The organism is Prolixibacter sp. NT017, from assembly GCF_009617875.1.
Lineage (GTDB): Bacteria > Bacteroidota > Bacteroidia > Bacteroidales > Prolixibacteraceae > Prolixibacter.
This window is the reverse complement of sequence record NZ_BLAV01000001.1, coordinates 4110787-4134950: the sequence shown is the minus strand read 5'-3', so window position 1 is coordinate 4134950 and position 24164 is coordinate 4110787. Positions and strand designations below refer to the sequence as shown.

The window sequence follows — 24164 nt, the reverse complement described above, 5'->3', positions numbered from 1 at the left end:
GGCCCGTTTTACTTTCAGTTAACTAACCATGGAAAATTATTTTGACAATCGCCGGCTGTTACAATTACTACTGAAGTGGAAGCTCCATTTGGGGATTATTGCTGTTGTAGCAGGGGGTCTGGCTGCCGTGTTTACCGGTCCAACATTTATCCATCCCAAATTCCGTTCAGTAGCCAAAGTTTATCCCATGCTGGATGTCCGGACTTTTAGCGATGAATCGGAAACCGAGCAGATGCTGGAGTTTTTTAATTCGACCGATTTGAAGCGTCGTATGGTAAAGACTTTCGATCTGGGTGAAGCTTACCGGGTATCGAAAAACTACCCGTATTTCTGGTCTACCGTGCTCGATCGGTATGACAAAAATGTGGACGTCCGGAAGACCGAATATCAGGCTGTCGAAATCAGCATCCTCGACGAAGAGCCACAGCGAGCCTCGGATATGGCGGATTCGCTGATATCGTTCTGTAACAGTAAAATGTTGCATGTATACCGGCAGAGGTACAGAGAATATGCGAAAACCAGTGGTATTGAGCTTAAAAATCTGGTGCACCAGCGTGACTCATTGGTAAAAGATTTGACACAATACAGCGAACAGACCGGTTTACTTGACTATCCGGAGCAGGTAAAGGAGGTAACCCGGGGCTATATGGCCGCGATTGTCAAAGGAGGTTTGTCATCTTCTTCATCCCGAGAGGTTAAGAAAGACTTAGAGAATTTAGGCCAAAATGGAATTCATTTTTGGCAAATGAGCGAAGAGCTGCAAGGTCGCAATACAGAGATCGATTCGCTACGAACGTATCATCATTGGGCACTTTCCCAGTCGAACAAACAGGCCCGGTTTGCGCGGGTTGTCCAAAAACCTTTCCCGGCCGATCGGAAATACTGGCCAAAGAGAACCCTGATTGTTTTGTTAAGTGTTTTGTTTGCCTTGCTGATTGGAACCGTCGTTATTGCGCTAGTCGACCGTAAGAAATCGTAGCATCGGGTGGAACGCGTCAGCCACATAAAACTTGCTCTGTTTTACATTGTGTCGCTTCTTTTTATTGCGGCCAATATCTATCTGTTGATTGTGAAGGAGAGCCGGGTACTAATCCTGTTGCCTTTGGCTTTGGGTGTGGTGCTGTTGGCTTTGTACCGTCTGGATGTTTTATTTCGGCTGGTCATATTTTTGACACCACTTTCCATCCCGTTAACAACATTTTATCCGGACTCAACCATCAATATGAGCCTGCCATCGGAGCCCATTCTTTTTGGACTGCTGGGCATTTTTGTGCTGCGGCTCTTAATGGAGAATGATTTTGACCGGAAGGTGTGGCGTCACCCTGTTACGTTGATGATTGGAATCTACCTCGGATGGATGTTGCTGACCAGTTTGACCTCTACGATGCCACTGGTTTCCTTGAAAGCTTTTCTGGCGGCTGCCTGGTTCATCAGTGCTGCCTATTTCATGGCAACACAGTATCTGAAGAGAGGATTTTCATCGGTCAGGGAGTTGTGGTTACTTTTCCTGGCGGGAATGGTCATCGTGATCATTCTGACCATTAGGAAGCACATTGGTTATGGTTTGTGGAATAAACAGATTGCTTATAAAGTTCCCCAGCCTTTTTTTAACGATCATACCGTTTACGGTGCCGTCATAGCGATGATGATTCCGTATTTGCTGGCTTTTGCCGCTGATCGCAAAAGCAGGATGAAAACACGGGCGTTGTTTGTTCTGCTCCTGCCTCTCTTTGTTGCCGGCCTGTTGTTCTCCTACTCACGTGCCAGTTGGTTAAGTGTGGCTGTTGCTGCCGTTGTTTGGCTCATCATGAAGTTGCGCATTCGGTTCACACATCTTCTCCTTACAGCTGTAACCGTCGTGGTCATCCTGTTTACATTTTGGACACAGATTCTGTTGAAGCTGGAAACAAACAAGACCGATTCTTCGAGCAACATGGTGAAACATGTGGAGTCGATGACCAACATTACTTCCGATGCATCGAACGTGGAACGGTTGAATCGCTGGTACTGCGCTTTGGAAATGTTTAAGGAAAAGCCGGTTTTTGGATGGGGACCGAATACGTATCAGTTCGAATATGCTCCGTTTCAGATTCGGGAGTTCAGAACCATCATTAGTACTAATTCGGGCGACTGGGGAAATGCTCACAGCGAATACCTGGGCGCATTGGTCTCTTCCGGTTTATTGGGATTACTCGCTTTCCTGGCACTGATTGTCTCTATTTTATACACTGGTATCCGACTGTATTCCCGAACGGAAGATTCCCGGACGCGACTCCTGTCGTTAGCCGCTGTGTTATCCCTTACCACCTACTTCGTCCACAGCTTTCTCAACAACTTCCTCGACATGGACAATGCTGCCATTCCATTCTGGATGAGTTTTGCACTGATTGTGGTGCTGGATATAGAGGACCGAAAAGTTTGGGGCAAAAAAATCCCGGCCAACAAAATGACCGGGAGATAGATATTGGCATTCGCCATATGTATTTTCTTATTTCTTCACGCGTTCTGAGTAAGAACGGTCGCGGGTATCCACTTTAAGAATATCACCCTGGTTGATGAAAATCGGAACCATGATGGTAGCGCCGGTTTCCATTTCGGCAGGTTTCAATGCGGTAGAAGAAGCCGTATTGCCTTTCTCACCCGGTTCGGTGTAAATCACTTCCAGTTCAACAAACGGAGGAAGTTCAACGCTCAATGCGGTTTCGGTTTCGGCATGGAACACGATCTCCAGCATCATACCATCTTTCAACAGGTCGGCGTTTTCCACCAGGTCCGGCTGGATAATCACCTGTTCAAATGTTTCGGTATGCATGAAGTTGAATCCCATATCATCTTTGTACAGGAATTGATAAGGGCGGCGCTCGATGCGGGCGACGGTTACTTTTACTCCGGAGTTGAAGGTGTTCTCGATGACACGGCCGGTTTTCAGGTTTTTCAGTTTGGTACGAACAAAAGCTGATCCCTTTCCTGGTTTTACGTGCTGAAACTGCACAATCTGGAACAACTGGTCGTTGTACTCAATGCACAATCCGTTTCGGAAATCTGCAGTAGTTGCCATTATAATATGTTTAAATAAATGATTATTACTTACTTCCCCAGATTTCCGGGGATCTGTCAGGCCGCAAATTTAGTGAAACTTTCCTAAAGGGCATGAGAAAGATAGGGAAGTGTTTCATATTGCGTATGTTGTGGTTCCCGGCGCTTCCTGCGAAGTCATAGGATTCCAGGCTGAGGAGATTTGCGGCAAGCTGTAGGGTCACGATACTTCGTGACTGTACGGTCGTTGACAAACTTTTTTTGTATTGTTCGTCTGTATGAAGGTGTTAGAGAGTAACTAATTGAAGACTCCACGCAAAGGCCCAAAAGATTGAATACGCTGAGAACGCGAAGAATTGAAAATCAAGATGAGAAATGATTTTAAGCTATCTGGCAGGAATGGTGCGTTTTACGGTGATTGAAAAGAAGTCCTCTGCTGGCTTTGGGGCGTTTAGTGCTCTTTGCGGGGGAAAAAAGGTGGTCGCCACAAAACCTGCGGTGGTTTTAGTTCAAACCACGTGTGGTTTTGATCGAGATCACACATGGTTTTGTCGAAAACCACGTGTGGTTTCAGCCAGGATCACGTGTGGTTTTGAGTAAAAGCAGGCGTGGTTTTGGAAAATGGGCATGATACGGTAGGTAAATGACTGTTTAAGGGCTTCAAAGTTATGAAGTTGAAATTAGATAAATCTCTGCGGGCTTTGTGGTGCTTGGCGCTCTTTGTGAGGAATATATAAAAGGTACCACGCAGAGGCCGCAAAGATTGAATACGCTGAGAAAAAAGAGAATGTCTGTGAATTTGAATAGATATTTATGCTGAAATGTATGGGTTCAGAGAGTTGCTGACCTGGAGAATCTCTGCGGGCTTTGTGGTTCTTAGCGCTCTTTGCGAGGAATACATAAAAGGCTCCACGCAGAGACCGCAAAGCGGAACCATTCCCCGAAGCCGAACGATAGCAACCAAAGTAACGACAGAAACAACAGGAACAATTAAAACAGTGAATGATACAGAGGTAGAAAGTCTATGTTTCCCTGTCTGATAATCTCTTACTCTTAAGAAACAATGGGTGCGTTGATTCGGAAAATTCCTGTATGAAACCCAATTAATTGTTTCCTTTTGATGTCGGAAGATGGCAATCTTCTGGGCACTTAAAACTTAAAACTCTTCCAATAGTCTTTTATTCCTGGTTTCCGAAGATGTTTTTCCGGGGAACCGTGGCAATAAAATCTTTTAAATAAAGAGGTTCATAATAAGCCACATCGACAAAGTTTTTCTCCCGGAAGGCCTTCTCGGCTAAAGCAGCCATGTGTTTCGACGAAGCGGAAATTTCTTTGGGGAAAAGTGCATTGGGATGCTGGATTGCCCGCTTGCATTTCTCCGCCCCGTTTCCGAAAAATGCAACCGGGCCCTTTTGCAGATATTCGTGAAAAGAATGGTGGTCGATAACGTCGGCAGAAATATCCCGGACTTGTTTTCCATCGGTGGAATAGAGGGCGGAGTATACCTCCATGCGCCGGGCATCAATCATGGGACAGAGAAGCAAATCGTCAGCAGGAAGGTCGTAATCCGAAAGATGAGCCGCCACATGATTGGCCATCGATTCCAGCGATGACAGAGCAATCAGTGGTATTCCGGCGCCATAGCAAATGCCTTTTGCGGCCGACACCCCGATTCGAAGCCCCGTGTAGGAACCCGGCCCTCCCGATACAGCTACAGCATCCAGTTGCTCTGCTGTTAATTTCAACTCGTTGAAAATTTCTTCAATAAACACGGTCAACAATTTGGCATGATTCATACCGTCACCATTTTCACGAAAAGTGAGAATATGACCGTTCTCCGCGACGGAAACAGAACAAACTTCGGTTGAGGACTCCAGGTTCAGAATTAAAGACATGCTTTCAATTTTGTGCAAAGATGGTAAATTTTTCAAGTCGGTATTTCATCCGGCTAGTGAGTAACGTTTCGACCGGATGGATGGTTTAAGTAAAAGGTCCCTCGGTGTAGGGTTACGAAACATCGTGACCGTGGATTCCAAAGAAACCTGATTTTTTCTGTTTGATCGTCCCGCGGTTTACAGGGAAAGTAAATTTTCCACGCAGAGGCCGCAAAGCCTGGATACGGGTAGCACGAAAAAAAACAGGTGTGGTGGAGTTTCAATAGCCATTGATGAAGGAACGCATGAATTTAAGGAGTAGCTGAATGAAGAGAATCTCACCTTTTTTGCTTCTTAGCGCTCTTTGCGCGGAATAAATAGGAGGCACCACGCAGAGGCCGCAAAGCCTAAACACGCGAAGGGATAGAGAACTTCATCTCATGCCGAACAGGAATAAAAGGTTAAAGTTGCCAGGTTTATAGGTTAAAGGAAAAAGACAATTATAGTATTCGGTGTAGGAGATTAGGTCTTAAATCTAAAGTCTTGTGTCTGATGTCTTTTTTCTAACAACAGAAACGTAGCGTAACCTGAAACCTGAAATGGGATGGTTAAGGAGGGTAGTGCCTTATTTCATGCCGAACATAATTCCGTAAAACTTTCGTCCCTGTTTCCGTGTTGATATGTTGTGTTTTTATACTTTTACGAGGTTTATTCTGAATTTCATACAATTGGTATAGAGAAATCATGTTACGCACGGTTATCATAGACGACGATCATCTTTCGAGAACGATTTTGAAAAAGACATTCGAGAAATGTTTTGAAAATGTGATTCTCGAGGGGGAAGCTGATTCTGTAGCTTCAGGTCTTGAGTTGATTAACCGGGTGAATCCCAATTTGGTTTTCCTCGACATTAAACTTCCCGACGGTACCGGGTTCGATTTAATCGAAAAACTCGGGAACACCGACTTCAAACTAATTTTCACAACGGCGTATAGCGAGTATGCCATCAAAGCCTTTAAGTATTCAGCATTCGACTACATTGTGAAGCCGATCGTCCCCGACGACATTAAGGCATCGCTGAACCGGATTAACCAGGTGTCATCGGCATCGACTTTGCCAAGAGTAAGGGCCATGCGCGACAATCTGTTTGGGTCGTCTGAAGAGGCCAATGCTACCATTGCCTTGCCTGAGTTGAATGGATTTTCGATTGTGCGGATTGACGACATCGAGCGTTGTGAAGGCGAGCGTAATTACTCGCGCATTTTCTTTAAGGATGGAACCGAAACATTGGTGAGCCGGACGCTGATGGAATTTGAAAATCTCCTGGCTCATCATGGCTTTTGCCGCATCCACCGCAGCCATTTGATTAATCTGAAGAATGTGGTGCGTTACCTGAAATCGGGGGGCGGCATGGTCGAAATGAGGAGTGGGGAAATGTTGAAGGTTTCCTCGAAATACAAAGATGAACTGTTAAATCGTCTGCTTCACAATCGCTTATGAGGCATTGTTCCTTCTAATAAACTTACCTTTTTTCTTTTCAGTCGAAATTTATTTCCAGTCTATAGGGGCGTGAAAGTTCCCTTTTTATCGTTGTTTACTCTTTTTAGTGCAAACACTTCTTGAATATTTTATTACCTGATTTTTCATTTTCCTGTTTTTTGTAAGCTGTTTGAGTAATAATCAGTCCATTACTTTTAACATAACGGATTGATAACCTGTTGGCAGCTAGTTTAAAGGTTTTGTAAAAAAAATTAACAGGCGTGTTGTTTGGTGTGCTCTTAATGTGTTATTAATGAGTCGTTCAGTGTTTATTTCGCTTCTTGTCCAACCGTTCTGAAAGCCACGTGCAGGTTGGAACAAGGTTTTTTGAATTCTAAATAAGTGGTTTCACAAAATATTCAATCGTTAACCCCGTTATCTTATTACTGCTTGAAAAGGCTATAAACGAGACAGAAAGGTCTTTTGGTATCAGTGAACGTTTTTGAGTAACAGTAGTTATTCACGGAGGTCTCTCAGATTTTTGGAGGAGAATTGACCTGGTTACTAAATTCCTTCATATGATGTAGAAGCAAGCTTTGGGATTGGTTAGAAGAGCATATATAATTATATGATAAACTATATTACACAAAAACAGAATCGACAGGAGTTAGATTGTAAAAAAAATTAACAATGGTAGAATATATTAAATTGGCAGATTTACAGATTGTTGAGGTATTCGTCGCGTGCGATAACGAAGGTGGTGGGCGATTATTATGTCGCAGTCTGCAATTTGTTTAACAATTTTTAATAATTTTACCTCTGGAGTAAAAAGGGCATCAGCATTATATAGCACGTTTTTAGGTGTTTATTGCTGTTTTTAGGTTTGTTGAAAAAATGTCTGATTTTAGGACATTGAACAAATTAAATATTTGCGTAAGCCATATTGGTGATTGAGGAGTTTTGGTTGACGCAATGGATGAAGAATAAAAAGGCAAAAATTAGGAGCACTTGTTACATCAACTGATTAACATATCGGTAAAGAAATTCGTATGCTGTCGTACACACAGCCCGACTCATGACGCGGCCGTAAAGCTTCCTGCGGAAGTTGTTTTCCCTTTTTATTCCTCTTCTCTTCTTTCAAATCATCCTTTGATATCCTTTCCCGAGATAATTCAGAGAAAAAGTAATACGTCATTTAGTGTTTGGTCACTTTTCTTCATGCTGGCTATTTGGAAAGGGGGTGGGGTATGTTGAGAAGGTTTACTACTGTCGATGTTAGGTGGGGAATAGTGATAATGTTGCTTTGCCTACTATTTTCTTCCCGTATTGTTTTTGCGCAAAATACAATTGCTGATGGTGACTGGACCAATACATCTATATGGGATACTGGGATTTTGCCTGGATCAACAGACAATGTTACCGTAAATAACACTGTTGTAATTCCAGTTGGTGATACAGTCCGGATAGGTAATTTGACAATCAGTCCAACCGGAAGTTTGTCTGTTTATGGAACTCTGATTGTTAATGGTGATATGACTATGGAGTTTACAGGCACGCAGGAGTCTGAATTCTTCATGGGACGATATTCTACAGTCATTGTAAATGGGAATGTGACTTTGTCAAACAAAGTTGTGCTTACTCTCTCGAGTTATTTTATCGTTACAGGGGATTTTACAAAATCGGGGTCTAGTAATCAGGGGGATTTGACAATTGATGGAGCTCACATTTACTTGTTAGGCAATGTGTCAGTACCAAGCGGTGGTGCCACATCTACAGATCCATGGGCTAACTTTACTACTTGTGATGGTACTTATTCTGGTTCTACATCTACTGTAGGCGATAATTGTGATTATGGGACCGCGCAAGATTTTGCAAACAACATCAATAGCATACCATCTGGAGTATTGAACTTAATCGATTGTTCTGTTACGACGGCACCGACATGGAACGGAGTTTATGGTATTCCACATTCCCAAGGCATGATACAAGTTGGTGGGAGTATAACTTTAACAGCAGAAGCACAGTCCGATCCGTCCTGGACTTACCAGCCTGTATATTATCATTGGAGGGGTCCTGCTGGGTTTTCGCAAACAACTGATCAGGCAACTTTAACAATCAGTTCTGCGACATTAGGTATGACTGGTTACTATACATGTACTGCCGTCAATTCAATTGGGTGTTCAATTACAGACTCCACGTATGTTTTAGTTACTGATTGTGGGTTACCCAATAGTGGATACTTCAGCAAAGATAATTATACCGGTAACTGGGAAGATCCAAATAGTTGGGGAACAAGTGATGCGGGTTTCGTCGTTCCACCACCAAGTGATCCGGTAAGTAGTCAAACAATCACAATCCATGGGAATATAACTATTAATGGTAATTTGACGATTGGTACTTCGCAGCAATATTTATGCGATACCTTGGTCGTTACAGGAGACTTTTTGGCCACCAATCCAACATTGACGATTGGACCTGAAGGGGTGTTAATAGTTTTAGGAAATTATGATGGATCTACTTCGAATGGAATTATTTCGAACGAGGGAACCATAATTTTTTCGGGGAATTTTGACAATTCGGGGCATAAAATAAGCAACACTGGTGATATTTATGTATTTGATGATACACCAATATTGAATGGCTTGACACCGTCTGGCACATCTTCAGGGGATTTACCTTCTTCGCTTCAAGCTTTTTATTGTTCTTTGTCTGGTGGGAACTGCGGTATTGGTTCCACCTCAGCTATTCTTTCCGGTGATGCAACAATTAATTCAGGAGAATCAGCTAATCTCTCAGTAAGGATAACAGGAGGAACTGAGCCATATACGATAGTTTATACCGATGGCACGAGTAATTACACTGTTAGTAACTACATTAGTGGAGATCCGATTACTGTTAGTCCAGGTGCTACAACAACATATTCATTGGTTGATGTTGTTGATGCTAATTCGAATACAGGTACAGGAAATGCAGGAAGTGCAACCATTACGGTTCAGGTTGATCCGCCTGTTTTCACTACATGTTCAAGTGATATCACGGTAACCGCAGATGCCACAAATTCATCAGGGGAGTGTGGTGCCTATGTTTGGTATGATGTACCAGTGGTGACCGACAATAGTGGAGCATTTACGGGTGACTTAAGTGGATCGGGATTGACTTATATCGGTATGTATAATGGGCATAGTTATTATTATACAAACGTGAAGATGACTCCGGCTGAAGCGCAAACAAAGGCTTTTGAGGTTGGTGGACATTTAGCGACTATTACTTCATCGGGGGAGAATGATTATTTAACACTTAATACACCGTGGGGAAAAAATTTAAGCACTACTAGCGGAACAGATTATAAATATTGGATAGGACTTACGGATGCAGAAACAGAGGGGACATGGAAATGGGTTACAGGGGAGCCGTTTGTCTACGATAAGTGGTATCAAGGTACATTAATCGGTAATCAGCCTAATAATCTGGTCAATAGTAATGGAGTAGATCAGGATTGGGCAGAACTATGGAACTTTACTTATTGGCAATGGCCATCTTATCATGATTTTTATGGTGAGTGGAACGACAATTATAGCGATGATTCCCGTAGAGCGATCATTGAATTTGAAGGACCACAGTTTACAATGGATAGTGGTCAACCTTCCGGCTCCTTCTTTACGGTTGGTACCCATACGCTTTCTTTTTCGTCTACTGACATTGATGGGAATGTAACGACTTGCAGTTTTCAGATTACAGTAACGGAAACAGAGCCTCCCACGATTACAGCACCTTCAGATATTACACAATCAGTAGACCTTGGAGTTTGTACGGCAGCAGTTTCCGTACCCGATCCAACCTATAGTGATAACTGCTCCGTTGCGTCGTTAACCTGGGAAATGACCGGAGCAACGGTGGACAATTCTGCTGGCTCGGGCATTAATTCAGTGGGTACCTATACCTTCAATAAAGGAACAACAACGATTACCTGGACCGTGACAGATGCTTCGGGTAATTCTGCCCAGGCGAGTATGGATGTAACAGTGACCGATGATCAAAATCCGACCATTACGGCACCAGCTGATGTGTCGGTATATTTCGATCCGAGTTCTTGTGTGGCAACGGGTGTAAGTTTGGGCACACCGACCACAGACGATAATTGCGGGGTGGCCAGCGTCACAAACAATGCTCCCGTATCTTTCCCGGAAGGAACGACAACAGTTACCTGGACGGTGACCGACAACTCAGGAAATACAGCTACGGCAACGCAAAAAGTAACTGTGACAGGCTTTATTTCCAGTGATGATCCGTCGACTGAAGGTACAGACTCGTGGATTGGGCATATTTACGACGGAACCAACTTCCAGGATTACTATGGTTATACGAGCGAGCCACAGGAATTTGATGAGGATTTTGGCGGTTCTACAAACTGTTATGATTTTGATAACAGCCTGGGAGCAGGAAAAGCTTCCATTAATACTACCACTTTTTCAGTTCATTACCAGATGCACTCAACTCTGAATGGTATTTACCTGGTAGATATTGGCAGTGATGATGGTGCCCGCTTGTATGTCGACGGAAATGCTGTATATGATCATTGGAGCAACCGGGCTTATGCTACGGATGCAGGAATTCTTTTCAGTGTAAACGGAGATAATCATCTGCTATTGGATTTTTATGAAAATACCGGAGCGAACCGGATTTCATTTAATAATCTTCGAAAGGTTAACAATACGCTGACTTCTGGAAATACCCAGAATGTCTGTATCAATAGTACGCCCGCTGCGATTGTTGGAAGTGATGCGTTTGCTGATAGTCCAATCTCAGGCAACACCAGTTACACGGTCGCATACCAATGGCAGGAGAGTACGGATGGAACGAACTTTACAGGGATCTCCGGGGCAACAGGCAAAGATTATACGCCGCCGGCTACTACTGCGGGTAAGACCTATTACCAAAGAGTCCTTACGGTTTCACGTACCAATCCAGGCATGTCAACGGCTACAGTCGCAAGCAGTGTTTCAGATGTCGCTGAAATCATAGTGAATAAGGTCAGTTTAAGTGCCGCCATCACTGATGAGAGTTGTCCCGGCAGTGGTAATGGTGTTATTAACCTGACAGCTACTGGAGGAACTCCTGGCTACACATATTCATGGAGTACAACGGACGGTAGCGGTTTGAATACTTCGTCGGAAGATCAAACTGGACTTTCACCCGGAACATATAATGTGATGGTTACCGATGGTAAAGGGTGTGCAGCGAGCGGTTCTTATACGGTCTCCACAACACCTGATATTACGGCACCGGTTATTGAAACATTGAATGACGTCTTAATAGGATGTGTCGACGATCCTGGGACAGGAACCTATGTAGTTAATAACATTGGATTACCAGGAACCTCGTATTACGATAACTGCACTTCCAATGCCAATCTAATTGTGGAATATCGAATAGTACACAATAGTGTTACACTGGTTGATTTTGGAGACGATAGCGATGGTGATCCAAGCGGATATGCATTCCCAGAGGGAATTTCGACAGTAACTTTCAAAGTTATTGATGAAAGTCTAAATGAAACTACCCAAAGTTTTAATGTGGAGATTCATTTTAATCCAAAAACACAAGATATAGAACATCAAAAAATCAATTAATAACTAAGAAAGAATCAGTTATGAAAAAAGTTGCTTTATTAGCTTTTTTAATCGCGGCTTTTGCCGGCCAAGTGTCAGCTCAATGGACTACTGGTGCTCAGACCGTGAATGTGAATACCAGTTATTCATATCGTTCGGGTGCAAGTGCAACAAGCGGTAATACTTATACCTGGACTGTAACACCAGGAACTGGAGCCGCAGACGGATATACTTTAACGAATGCGGATCAGTATAATGCCCAAATCTTATGGAAGAAACCTGGCACCTATACAATACGGATAACTGAACAGGTAACTCTAACTACATGTAGTAACTATAAAGAAATTGTGGTTACTGTAGATAATAACTTAAACATTGCATTTGCAGGTGCAGTAACTACTTGTGCGGATGCTGAAACAGGAAATACCAGTGTTAGTGGAGATGTAAATGTTTCTGGTGGAACATTCCCATGGACGGTTGTTGTAACGGATGGTACTACTCCTCAAACTTTGACGATACCGGAATCTGCAAGCGCTCCAGGAACGGGAACTTTATCCTATTCTTATGATTTAGCAAATAACGCTGGTGGTGCTGATGCCACAAAAACAATTTCCATTACATCAGCAGTAGATGCTAACGGTGTTGCACCGACAGATGTTACCAGTACTCAGGTTTTGACTATCACACAAATACCTGCAACTTCCAATATTGAATATCAAGCAATACCATAAAATATCAATCAGAAATAAAATTGGGCAATTAATCTTAAAATCATGAAAAAATTAGTAATTCTCTCCCTTATCGCATTTTTTGCACTAGGTAGTGCAAAAGTGTTTGCACAGTCAACGGGAAAAAATCCTTATCCGGGTGCAACACATAACTATTCCGTAACTGAGCACTTTGAGGCTGACGGTACTACTCCTTTTAGTTATACATGGAAAGTCTACGAAGGCGACCATGCAACAGACGTAACAGGTACTGTTGCGACGATCTCTGGTAGTGGAAATAGTGTCAATATCACTTGGTCTTCCAGTGTTAAAACAGATGGAACCTACTATTTAGTTGAAGTAACTGAGACAGACGGGGCTTCATGCAGTAACACTCGTTCATTGCCAGTTCAGCCTAAGCCATCTGCGTTTGATCTTGCAGTTACTGGTGGTAATTTCTGCTATGATAATGCAGTTGCAGTTACTTGGGATGGTACAACAGGTGTGACATATGATCACGGAACGGCTACAGTAACTTATATTATTAGTTCGAATGGTATTGGTGCATCAGAGACTTGGAGTTTCAACTATGCATATAGCGCTATCGCAGGTATTTCTGGTGGTTCGGTTAAAGTACTGGATGCTTCTGATAATGATATCACAGGCACAGCGCTTAGTGGAACAACTGTTACCGCACCTGCCGGAGCAGGTTCAGTTAAGTTGGAAGTTACATATACTAACGGTAACACCTATGATAATACTTCAGCAGTAGATGCACAGGATTTCACAGAAACATTGACAATAAGCAATACTCAGTGTTCAAGCGGTTCAATTGAAAGTGATGGTACCAATAATACTGGTGACGCTGTAGTCGCTAGACCACACACATCTACAATTACAGCTAATTAATTCAAATAACATTTAGTGTTCTCAACCCTAACCTATAAACGCCTGCTACTCATCGTTGGATGGGTAATCCTGGCCGTGGCTTCTGCCACGGCACAGGTGGCGTTTGTGGTGTCAGAAGGGCAAACACGCAATCTTTTTGTTGAAAATCATCCCGGGAGTAGCTACTCCTGGGTGATTTACAACGAACAAACATTTACCACCGAAGCAACACAACCTTCGGAAATCAGTTTCCCGTCAGGGAACAACCAGGCTTCCATTGATGTGACCTGGGCCAAAGCCGGAACCTACTATGTAACGGCAACGGAAACCAATGCCGATGGCTGTACCAACACCAAAGCCATCGTCGTCAATGTCCAGCCCAACACATCCAGTATCGCCTTTAACCCAAAAGAGGCCGGCGATTGTGCCGACCCGAATATACCGACCAGCAACACAACGGCGACCGTTGAACTGTTTGCGGCCGATGGCGTTCCGTTACCGAATTCAAATTACCCGGTGACCGTGGATTATAAGGTTACTAAACCAGACGGAACCACTGAAAATCTCCAAAAGAAATTGTTGGATGCCACCGATTACAGCTTAGCGCTGAACGGCCTCGTAAACAATGTGTTGCAAGACCAGGTTTACGACGTCGTACTGGTGAAAGCCACCGACAAGTACGGAATGGAGATTCATGTTTCGACAACTGCCGGAGCATTCCAATACACAATATTTAAAACACCGGTAACCCCGGCTATACAAATGAATTAAGTACGTGAAGGTCTACGTGAAACATATCATCCTGTTGGTTAGCCTGCTGGCACTCCTCTTCCCGGTAGGGAAAGGGTATGCCCAGACCACGGCCGATCAGCAAGTGCCGCAGGGTGAACAACGGACCTACAGCGTAACGGCCGAGCCAAACTACCAGTACCACTGGAGTGTCTCTTCCGGCGGTTCCTCCACCGATTTGAGTGCATCTACCGGAAACTCAGTAACCATAACCTGGGATGGAACTCCCGGCATCTACACACTGGAGCTCTCGGTTACGCAGATACACGTGAATACCGATGGGCAGCAGATTGCCGTTTGTAACGGCGATCCAAGGCAGATCTCTGTTGAGATTGTCGAGCCATACACCTTCGAGCTGGTCGATGACCACAACATCATGAGCGTAAGCGACGGCGAAACCGCCTTCAACGGAAGTGTGTTTACCAACGACTTCATGTTGTCGACGGCTGCAACAAATACCAAAGCATTGCCGCTGGACAATCTGGCGGGTCAATCGGATTTGATAGCCAGTGTGACCCAACAGGCGAAAAACGGCTTTGTTGTTATCGGTATTCATGATGGTAACTATTCGTATATGCCGGATAATGGTTATGCGGGACACGATTCATTCTCTTACAAGGTAGAACGCAATGGCATCATCATGGAGTCGAGGGTGCAGTTCGAAATCCTGAGAACGAATCCGTCGAAGCAATATCCGCCGGTCGCCTTTAATGATGAGGCAAGGGCACCTGCCGGTACCACCATCCATTCGACCGTACTGAACAACGATATCGACCTGAACGGCGATCCGCTCACCGTGAATACCACGCCTGCGAAAGGCCCGTTGCACGGTACCGTAGTATTGCACGCCGACGGAACATATATCTATACGCCATCGACACCGAACCCGGTAGACGATGAATTTACCTACGAAGTAACCGACGGTCATAGCACCGTAGAGGCGAAGGTGAAGCTTCGGTTGTACGATAACACGAATCAGAATAATCCGCCTTTCGGTGGCGACGACCTGTTCATGTCGTTCATGAAGGAAAAGTCGGGTTCGGTCGCCCCCAACGATCTGTCGGTGGACGGAAAACAGGCGCTTACCTACAAACTGGCTAATAAAGATGCTAACGGTCCCGATCATGGGATGGTCAACCTGAAAACAGATGGTAGTTTTAGCTATACGCCGAATCCGGGATACATCGGAGCCGATCATTTTGTGTATGAAGTGAGTGATGGAACACGCCAGACGTATGCAACAGCCTATGTATATGTAATGGCCGACCTGATTGCGAATGCCGGCAATGATACTACTGTTAGTGGCTGTGGGACCGTTGTGGCGGATGCTTCCGGTTCTCAGGGATTGGATTTGCGGTACGACTGGACATCAACTACCGGCACGTTTGATAACCCAACGGCCCAGGTAACCAACTATGTGCCCGATGGACCGGGACAGCATGAATTGATTTTGACGGTTACGAATAGTGCCGGATTGAGTAAAAAAGACACAATGGTTGCTACGGTGCTGCCATTGCCGGAAATTGTAATGGATGCACCAGAAACGCTTGAATCGGGTATGAGTGCTGTTCTGGATGCTTCCGGAACGACTGGCAATGCTCCACTTACTTTTCACTGGAGTACGACCGATGGAACCATCGAGGGTGTTTCCGATGAGCCGATCCTGGAAATTAGTTCACCGGGTACGTATACCCTTGATGTTAAAGACTCATCAGGTTGTCCTGCTACTGATATTGTTGTTGTGCAAGGAGTGAATCATGCACCGGTGGCATACGATGATTTTGCAGCTACGTCAGCTCAGGAACCCATCAACATAGGAGTATTAGCCAACGATGTTGATGTCGACAATAATCTGGATACCAGCTCGGTGACAATATTGCTAAAACCGAGTTATGGAGATGTGAAGGTATTGCCCGATGGAACCATTAACTATATTCCAACGGAACCGTACCAGGGGAACGATCAGTTTACCTACCAGGTGTGTGACTTGACCAATCTGTGTGATTCGGCCGTGGTGGTCATTGATGTCAGCAGAGGTCCGTTTGTGATTCCGGAGGCTTTTTCTCCGAACCAGGATGGCTTTAACGACACCTTCGAGATTCTGGGTATTGAGCAATATCCGGGTACGGTACTTACGGTTTATAATCGTTGGCAGAGCAAGGTATACACGAGCAAGGATTACAAAAACGACTGGGATGGTAAGTGCAATACCGGCCTGATGTCGGGTGACCGCTTGTTGCCGGTTGGAACATACTATTATGTGTTAACCCTCGGTGGTACGCACAAGACCTATAAAGGATTCGTCTACATAGCCTACTAGAAGAGAGACGTTAGAGGAGAGATGTTAGACGGAAGAAGTTTTAAGTGTTAGGTTTTAAGAAGAGCGAATTTAACCTGACACAATACGAAATAAGAAAGAAAAGCGTTCATTAGAACAGAGTTTTAGGTGTTAAGTTTTAAGAATAAAGACTGCAGACATCAGACTTTACACCTTTGACATTTCAGGTTGGAGAAAAGCGTTCTTACAACCCCGGTAGGGGTTAAAAAATTAATAGCCCTGTCCCGAGGCGTCGGGAGCATCCGGGGGCATGTCGGGTGCAACCCGTGAATTTGAAAAGCCAACGCTGTTTCGAGCGCAATTGCAGCGACGTAGATGTTTTGAAAATTAGCATCTGTTTGCTCGTAGGGCATACAGTATTGTAAAAATGAAATAGAAGGAAGTGCCCATACTCCGTAGGAGTTTTACAATCCTCCTCCGGCCTGCGGCCACCTCCTCCAGCGGAGGATAGCCCGCGAACAGCAGAGGCCTGGGAAACGGTAACTGGTGGCTTTAGACGGAGAAAGTTTTAAGTGTTAGGTTTTAAGTTTTATGAAACAGATCTGGCACGATATAAAGAAGAAAAGCGTTCATAAGAATAAAGCTTAGAGTGTTAAGATTTAAGAAGGCAGAGAAGTGACTGAGTGCTGTTTATCTGTTTGCCCGTAGGGCACAGTATTGTAGTATTTTTCGGCCTGAAAGGCCAGTTTAATTTAGCCCAATGGCACCGCCTTGGGAATGTTAAGCCAGACCCCGTAATAAGGCGGTCGCGAGAGGCAGTGGTTTGAAACGCCAACGCTGTTTCGACAGCAACAGAGCCAACGCTGATAAATGATATTTGAAAAATGAAAAAAATAGAACGGAATCCGGGAGAAAAGCATAGGAACCCCTTACACCCTATACCCTAATCCGTATACCGTTTGAAACGAAAAGATTGAAATTGAATTAATTTGACAAAACGAACCAACATATTAAAGTGGACTAACCTGCTGGGAGTATTTGCTGTGCTGATGTTACTTCCCTTTGTGGGAAAAGCGCAACAGGATCCGGTTTTTACGCAGTACCTGAACAACGTACTAACGGTGCAGCCGGCCTATGCAGGAAGTCAGGGTACCCTGAATGTGACGGCTCTTTCGCGGCAGCAATGGGTCGGTTTCGACGGCGCTCCTTCAACCAATACAGTTACGGTTCAGGCTCCGCTTAACTCGTATAATGTCGGGTTGGGTGTGTCGATTTTCAACGATAGTTGGGGACCGGTCAAACAGAACGGTATTTACTTCGACTATGCCTACCGTGTGCGCGCCAGTCGTTACAGTCGCCGGCAGTATATCTCTTTTGGTTTGGAAGCTGGTTTCAACCTGTATGAGGCCCGTCTGTCCGATCTTCAGATCAACGACCCCAATGACCCGCTTTTTGCCCAGGATATCAACTACAAATTTCTTCCCAACTTCGGGGTAGGTGTGATGTGGCATGGCGATCGCTTTTTCCTGGGAATATCGGTGCCGAAAATTCTCAAAAACAGTATCCAAAAGGAGACGACCAATTTAAGTCAGACCGAAGTGCTCCACTTTTACTTGATGGGAGCTCAGGTATTCAATGTGTCGCGTTACGGTACGCTGAAATTCAAACCTTCGTTTTTAGTTCGCTATGCAGAGAATTCGCCGATATCGGCCGATGTTTCAGCACAATTCCTGATTAGCGAGAAGGTGTGGGTAGGAGCGACTTATCGGTATCAGAATTCATTCGGTGGACTGTTGCAGTTTTATATAACTCCGCAGGTGAAAATTGGCTATGCCTACGATATGACCACCATGTCTGAAGCGCACTACAATGCCGGGACACACGAATTCATGGTCAGCTACGATTTCAACATTGGTCGCCGCCGCCGCCGGATGGGGCCACGGTATTTCTAAAACGCAATGGCGTAGACACGCCGGTTTTGTCCTTACTATACAGCACCGCTAAGCAGTATTCGCCCTTCACAGCTTTTGTACGGGATGTTCTGTTTGTCAGGCTGAATGCCTAACAGCCCTCAGCCCGGGGGAAGGAATGCGCGACGTCTGTCGCGGTTACGCCACCCCGGGTAATGGAACACACATGTGGAAAGCGGTCGTGCAGCCCCGCGATATGAAACACCAACGTTGTTCCGACCGCTATGGCAGAGACATGCCAGGAATTGACCTACCCTAAGACTAATAACAAACGTAACCCTGTTTCTATCATCACTAGAAACAGGGTTAAGTTACAACTGAGTAGCACAGTATGAATCATTGAACTGATTGACGGGTATCCCACCAGATTTGGTATCCCCAGAAATAATCTGTTTCGGTAACAGAGGAGGGGATATTGGATGCATTCAGCTTTTGTTCCGAATCGGGATAGGGAAAGCGGAACGGCGCACGATTGTGTCCTGTAGCTGTTGAATGCGTTGCCGGGGCCAGTTTGGGAACATCGGTTCGGCGCATTTCAGCCCAGGCCTCCCAGCTTTGCCGGAACAGGGCAATCCATTTTTGCACATAGATTTGTGTGAGGCTTGATTGCCAGGAAACGTCAGAATTAGCCAGGTAATCGCTGATTTCCTGGCTACCGATTCCATATTCCTGGCACGAAGCAGTAATACCTGAGTCATACAGGTCTTTGGCATTGCCGGAAATAAATCCGCGAAGCACTGCTTCGGCCTTAATGAATTCCACTTCGGCATAAACCATCAGGTAGACATTTCCGGTAGGATTATTCACAAACGAATCGTTTATTTTCGAATACACGGTATCGGCATCATTACCTACGGCCAGCCCCTTGTACGAACCGTCGTCGAGTGGTTCGGCATAGTAGGCAATGCGGGGGTCACTGTAGTTAACCATCGTGTCGATGATGGGTTTGGCCATGTAGTTATCGCCAATCGAGCTGTATTCAGAAGTCCAGGGCTCGACCCAGTCGCCTCCCGGATAAGAAATATAGGCATTGTCGTCGTTGCCGGAAAATACCGGATAAGTGTCCGGAGCGTTGAGGACTGCCGCAATTTCGCTTTTTGCCTTGGTTTCATCAACGTTGGAAATGCGCATAGCCAGCCGCAGACGGAGGGAATTGCAGAACCGCTGCCACTGACCGACATCGCCGCTGTAAAGCAAGTCGCCGTCGCCGAGCGAACCGCCGTTGGTTGCATCAAATAAGCTGTTGGCCCTTTCCAATGTATCCAGCAGTGCATAATAGACGGTTTTTTCATCGTCGTATTTCGGATGAATGGTTCCGGCATCTCCCAGGTTGGCATCAGAAAAAGGGACTTTCCCGTAAATATCAACAGCCATTTGCATGGCGTATACTTTTAGTACCATCGCAGCAGCCTCCAGGTTGGTATTTCCCTCATCTTTGGCTCCCGATATCACGTATTCTGCATTAGTTAATGCCGTTTCGTATATGGTTTCCCAGGTTCCGTCACCGGGTTTGCTGTAGTAGTTAATTACATCGGTATAGGTTCCTTTGGTGATATGGCCGACAAAGGCCGCAGGATAATCCATTTCCGTTTTTCCGAATTCCGAAGTAAGGCTTTCGATGACGTAGGCAAACACGTTGGTCAAAGGGGCGGTTTCCGGATTGTTCGGGTTCTCGTTAATCGTTTTAAAATCGCTTGTACAGGCAACGAATGCGATAAGTAAAGCGATAACAGATAATATTGCTCGGTTTTTCATGTGGTATCAGTTTTAAAATTTCACGTTCAGTTTGCATCCAAGGGTACGTACCGGCGGCATTTGGTACGATTCGAAGCCGGTACCGGCAACGGTCCCGCCTGACGAAACTTCGGGATCGATATGAACGTCATTGCTTTTGTCAGTGTATAACAAGGCAAGATTGTGTCCGTACAGGGAAAAGGAAGCATTTTCAATGCTTATCTTGTTCAGGAATGAATGGGGAAATGTATAAGTGAGGGTCACTTCACGAAGTTTTACAAAGCTTCCGTCAATAATTGACAGTTCGGCCCAGTTCCGCGAACTTCGCCAGTACGAACGGGCCGAAATACGCGTTGTATTGGTTTGTCCGCTCACATCGGTGCCGTTAATGGAAGTTCCATCCCGGTAAACACCATCGACAATCATTCCGTTCTCACGGATTCCGTCTTTTACCGTAGCTTCCAGTATACCGGTATCTTGTCCAACCGCTTTGGTCATGCTAAATATATCTCCGCCTTTTCGGAAATCGAGAAGGGCCGACAGAGTAAATGCCTGATAACTGAAGGTGTTTCGGAAACCTCCGGTCCAGTCCGGGTTGACATATCCCAGTACCTGGTCTTCTGTTGAGGTGACGGGCATACCGTTTTCGTCGATCAGAATCTTTCCTTCGCTGTTGCGGGCGAAAGTGGTGCCGTATAACGCACCCCATTCCTTTCCCGGGAATGCCATCAGGGAAGTTCCCCGGTACAGGGAGTTGATTTGTAATTCTTCCAAACCGTCGTCAAGGGCAATAATCTTATTCTTGTTGGTCGACCAGTTGAGGGTCATGTCCCATTTAAAATTGCTTGTCGACACAGGAGTCGCGTAGAACTGCAATTCAACACCACTGTTTTGGATACTTCCGGCATTTTTCATCCAGGAACTGTATCCCGAGCTGTAGGGAATGTCAACACTCAGCAGTTGGTTGAAGGTTTTGGCGATGTAGTATGTCGCATCCAGTCCCAGCCGGTTGTTCAGAAATTTAAATTCGCCGCCAATTTCATAGCTCCGGGTCTCTTCCGGCTTTAGGTTGAAAGTTGGGATGACGGACGACTGACTGAACAGGTTCACACCGTTAAATGAGGTTCCAATAGACGAGAAAGTCGAAGTCAGCTGGTAAGGGTCTGTATCGTTTCCCACCTGAGCATAACCTAACCGGAGCTTTCCGTATGATAAGGCTTTCGATTTTATTTTCAGTGCATCGGTGAAGATGAAGCCGAGATTGGCGGACGGATACCAGAAGTTCCAGTTCTTTTCGGGAAGCGTAGAGCTCCAGTCGCCCCTCAGGGTTAAATCCAGGAACAGAACAGATTTGTATCCAAGGTTGGCCGAGCCAAAAACTGAGTACGTTTTCTTGGAATATTTGGTGAAGTCTACATTGGGCTCCCCTTCAATGTTGGAGGTAGAAAAAAAGTCGGGAACAACCAGATTGGTACCCGAAGTGGTGGCGTAGTGGTCATCCACAAACCGGTAGTTGGCTCCAACGGTCGAGAATAAGCTCAAATCTTTCGTCAATTGCTTGTTGATTTTCAACAGCAGGTCAGCATTGGTTTCGCTCTCGAAGCGGTATTGTTCCCAGAAAGTACCATTGGTGGCGTTGGTGTACAAATCGGTCCAGTCGCGCGAGTACTGATGGTATTTATATTTTCGGTGTTCGTTGAAGAAGTCAGTACCCAGACGGCCGGTCAAATCAACGCCGGGAAGAATGGAATAGGTCACAGCTACGTTACCGTAAGCTCTTTTCCGGTTCCTCGACATGGTATTTTTGTAGGCGAGCCAGTATGGATTGTTGTGCTGCCCGTCGTAAGCCATCATCCAGTTGAAGGCTTTTAACTCGCCGTTATAATTCACAATGTCCTGGTAATGTTCCTTCAGGTATTTCATGTTTACCTGGCGGCCAAACCAGCTGTTAAGTTCAACCAGCGGGTTACGCATGCTGTTGCCTTGCTGAGGAATGTTTCCGTTATTAAGCTCGGTATAATTGACATTCGTTTCGAACGACAGTTTATCCGATAGCTTTACCTTGCTGTTAAACCCGACACTGGTTTTTTCCTGGTCGGTGTTCGGAACGGTTCCGGTTTGTTTTACATGCGAGAGAGTGAGGCGTCCTGAAGCAATGTCATTGCCGGAATAGAGGGCAACCGAATTGTCCCAGGTGACACCCGTGTTAAAAAAGTTTTTTACGTTATCGGGATGTGACACCCAGGGGGTCGGAATCGGGTTACCGTTGGAGTCAAGCGGCGAGTCCATCTGCGCGACCATCAGGCCGGCATCGAGCCGCGATCCCCAGCTTTCGTCCCAGTCCATTCGGTACCCGTTGCCCGTAAGGCTCCAGCGAAACTCACGTAAATCGTGAAATGCCTGGTAACTCAGGTCCGGATAATTGGTTTTCCATTCGTATTCACTCCCGTTTCGTCCTTGTCCGTATTCATTCTGGTAGTTGGGGAGAATGTATACATTGGAAATGGACGACGATGAATTCAGTTCTACACCAATCCCCTTGTGTTTCATCCCTTTTTTGGTTGTAATAAGAATTACGCCATTGGCTGCACGGCTTCCGTACAGGGCAGCAGCGCTGGCTCCTTTCAGCACCGAAATACTGGCGATATTCGACGGGTCGATATCCATGGCGGCATTCCCAAAGTCGGTGTAGGTTGTCGATGACATGGATGAACTGATGGAATTCATGATGGGGGTGCCATCGACCACAAAAAGTGGCTCGGCAGAACCCGTAAACGATTTGTTGCCCCTGATTTTGATGGTGGAAGAAGCGCCCAGCTGACCGGACGATGTGACTACCTCTGCGCCGGCAATTTTCCCCGATAATGCAGAGACAACATTGACCGGGTTGGTTTCGGCGATTTCGTCACCCTTTACATCCTGCACCGAATAGCCCAGCGCTTTCTTTTCACGTTTAATCCCCAACGCGGTGACTACCACATCATCAATCTTTTCAGTCGATGGTTCCATGAAAATCTTAAATGAATCGGAACCGTCAGTGCTGATTTCCTGTGGTTTCATTCCAACAAAGGAGATGACGAGTGTGGTTCCCGGAGCTATCGAAAGTGTAAATTTTCCGTCGTTGTTGGTAACTGTTCCGTGAGCAGTTCCCTTTTCTAAAATGGTTACGCCGGGTAATGGCTCGTTTGTTCCTTTCTCCAGTACAACCCCCGAAATCATCTTATTTTGGGCAATGGCCGAATGAACGAGAAGGAACAAAACAGAAATAAGCAAGAATCTTTTTTTCATCTTTCTTTAGTACTTAAGTGTGAAAAATTTGAAAAGCCTGAACTAGTTGGTTTAAACGGGTTATTATCTGATAGGTTGTCAACGGCGACATAGGTCCTTCCCCGGTAGCATGTTTCTGAATCGGGTAAAGGGTATTTACTCAATTCTGAACTCGACTTTTTGTATGTGACAAAAGGATGTGAATTTGTCCGGGAAAAATTCAAATAGTTGTTACTTGAATTTAGATTATATCTAAAAGTAAATTATGTGTAAGGTATTAACGTTATTTTGATACATTTTATTACGATTCGTAAGAATTATTTTACATTGGATGATTGTCTCTGGAAAATATCGGTTATTGACATTGGCTGTTTTCCTGAAAAGTATTTACACCTATATCAGGGACCCGGGATATGCCATTATTACGGGATGGAACACGGGCTACAGATGATAACTGATGATTCTGTTATTTACTGGCACAATTGACTAAACAGATTCTATTCTTGTGATAGCCCCTCGAACTTAGCTTCGGT

The 24164-nt window shown here is 45.1% G+C and carries 14 protein-coding genes; 10 read left to right on the top strand and 4 right to left on the bottom strand.

The window, feature by feature from the left end; all coding sequences use genetic code 11:
• Positions 1–28 precede the first annotated feature (28 nt).
• Positions 29–979: a hypothetical protein gene (locus GJU87_RS17220; protein WP_153640618.1), complete on the top strand. Its 951-nt coding sequence runs from the start codon at positions 29–31 to the stop codon at positions 977–979.
• A 6-nt stretch (positions 980–985) separates the two neighbouring features.
• Positions 986–2461, top strand: a complete 1476-nt coding sequence (locus tag GJU87_RS17215) for an O-antigen ligase (RefSeq protein ID WP_153640617.1) — start codon at positions 986–988, stop codon at positions 2459–2461.
• A gap of 27 nt (positions 2462–2488) precedes the next feature.
• On the opposite strand, the gene efp is transcribed toward GJU87_RS17215, so the two are convergent.
• Complete coding sequence (efp, locus tag GJU87_RS17210) at positions 2489–3058, bottom strand: elongation factor P (protein WP_153640616.1); 570 nt, start codon at positions 3056–3058, stop codon at positions 2489–2491.
• A gap of 353 nt (positions 3059–3411) precedes the next feature.
• Here efp and GJU87_RS17205 point away from each other — a divergent pair, with 353 nt between their 5' ends.
• A complete protein-coding gene (locus GJU87_RS17205; protein WP_153640615.1) occupies positions 3412–3636 on the top strand; it encodes a hypothetical protein in 225 nt (74 codons plus the stop codon).
• Between the two features lie 578 nt (positions 3637–4214).
• Here the strand turns inward: GJU87_RS17205 and tsaB are convergent.
• Complete coding sequence (gene tsaB, locus GJU87_RS17200; RefSeq protein ID WP_153640614.1) at positions 4215–4931, bottom strand: tRNA (adenosine(37)-N6)-threonylcarbamoyltransferase complex dimerization subunit type 1 TsaB; 717 nt, start codon at positions 4929–4931, stop codon at positions 4215–4217.
• Between the two features lie 723 nt (positions 4932–5654).
• Here tsaB and GJU87_RS17195 point away from each other — a divergent pair.
• The 7 genes from GJU87_RS17195 (at position 5655) to GJU87_RS17165 (ending at position 18612) form a co-directional block, all read left to right on the top strand.
• Positions 5655–6410: a LytTR family DNA-binding domain-containing protein gene (locus GJU87_RS17195; RefSeq protein WP_153640613.1), complete on the top strand. Its 756-nt coding sequence runs from the start codon at positions 5655–5657 to the stop codon at positions 6408–6410.
• 1226 nt (positions 6411–7636) lie between these two features.
• Complete coding sequence (locus tag GJU87_RS17190; RefSeq protein WP_153640612.1) at positions 7637–12019, top strand: HYR domain-containing protein; 4383 nt, start codon at positions 7637–7639, stop codon at positions 12017–12019.
• A gap of 20 nt (positions 12020–12039) precedes the next feature.
• Positions 12040–12729 (top strand): hypothetical protein, encoded by a 690-nt coding sequence (locus tag GJU87_RS17185; RefSeq protein ID WP_153640611.1) that lies wholly within the window; start codon positions 12040–12042, stop codon positions 12727–12729.
• Between the two features lie 42 nt (positions 12730–12771).
• Positions 12772–13614: a hypothetical protein gene (locus GJU87_RS17180; protein ID WP_153640610.1), complete on the top strand. Its 843-nt coding sequence runs from the start codon at positions 12772–12774 to the stop codon at positions 13612–13614.
• 15 nt (positions 13615–13629) lie between these two features.
• Positions 13630–14364, top strand: a complete 735-nt coding sequence (locus tag GJU87_RS17175) for a hypothetical protein (RefSeq protein WP_153640609.1) — start codon at positions 13630–13632, stop codon at positions 14362–14364.
• A 4-nt stretch (positions 14365–14368) separates the two neighbouring features.
• Positions 14369–16702 (top strand): Ig-like domain-containing protein, encoded by a 2334-nt coding sequence (locus GJU87_RS17170; RefSeq protein WP_194831570.1) that lies wholly within the window; start codon positions 14369–14371, stop codon positions 16700–16702.
• 947 nt (positions 16703–17649) lie between these two features.
• Complete coding sequence (locus GJU87_RS17165) at positions 17650–18612, top strand: type IX secretion system membrane protein PorP/SprF (RefSeq protein WP_106540711.1); 963 nt, start codon at positions 17650–17652, stop codon at positions 18610–18612.
• Between the two features lie 354 nt (positions 18613–18966).
• Here the strand turns inward: GJU87_RS17165 and GJU87_RS17160 are convergent, their stop codons facing one another.
• Both GJU87_RS17160 and GJU87_RS17155 read right to left on the bottom strand, forming a co-directional pair.
• Positions 18967–20385 (bottom strand): SusD/RagB family nutrient-binding outer membrane lipoprotein, encoded by a 1419-nt coding sequence (locus tag GJU87_RS17160; protein ID WP_153640607.1) that lies wholly within the window; start codon positions 20383–20385, stop codon positions 18967–18969.
• A gap of 12 nt (positions 20386–20397) precedes the next feature.
• On the bottom strand, positions 20398–23652 hold the full coding sequence (locus tag GJU87_RS17155; RefSeq protein ID WP_153640606.1) for a SusC/RagA family TonB-linked outer membrane protein: 3255 nt from the start codon (positions 23650–23652) through the stop codon (positions 20398–20400).
• Between the last annotated feature and the right edge of the window lie 512 nt (positions 23653–24164).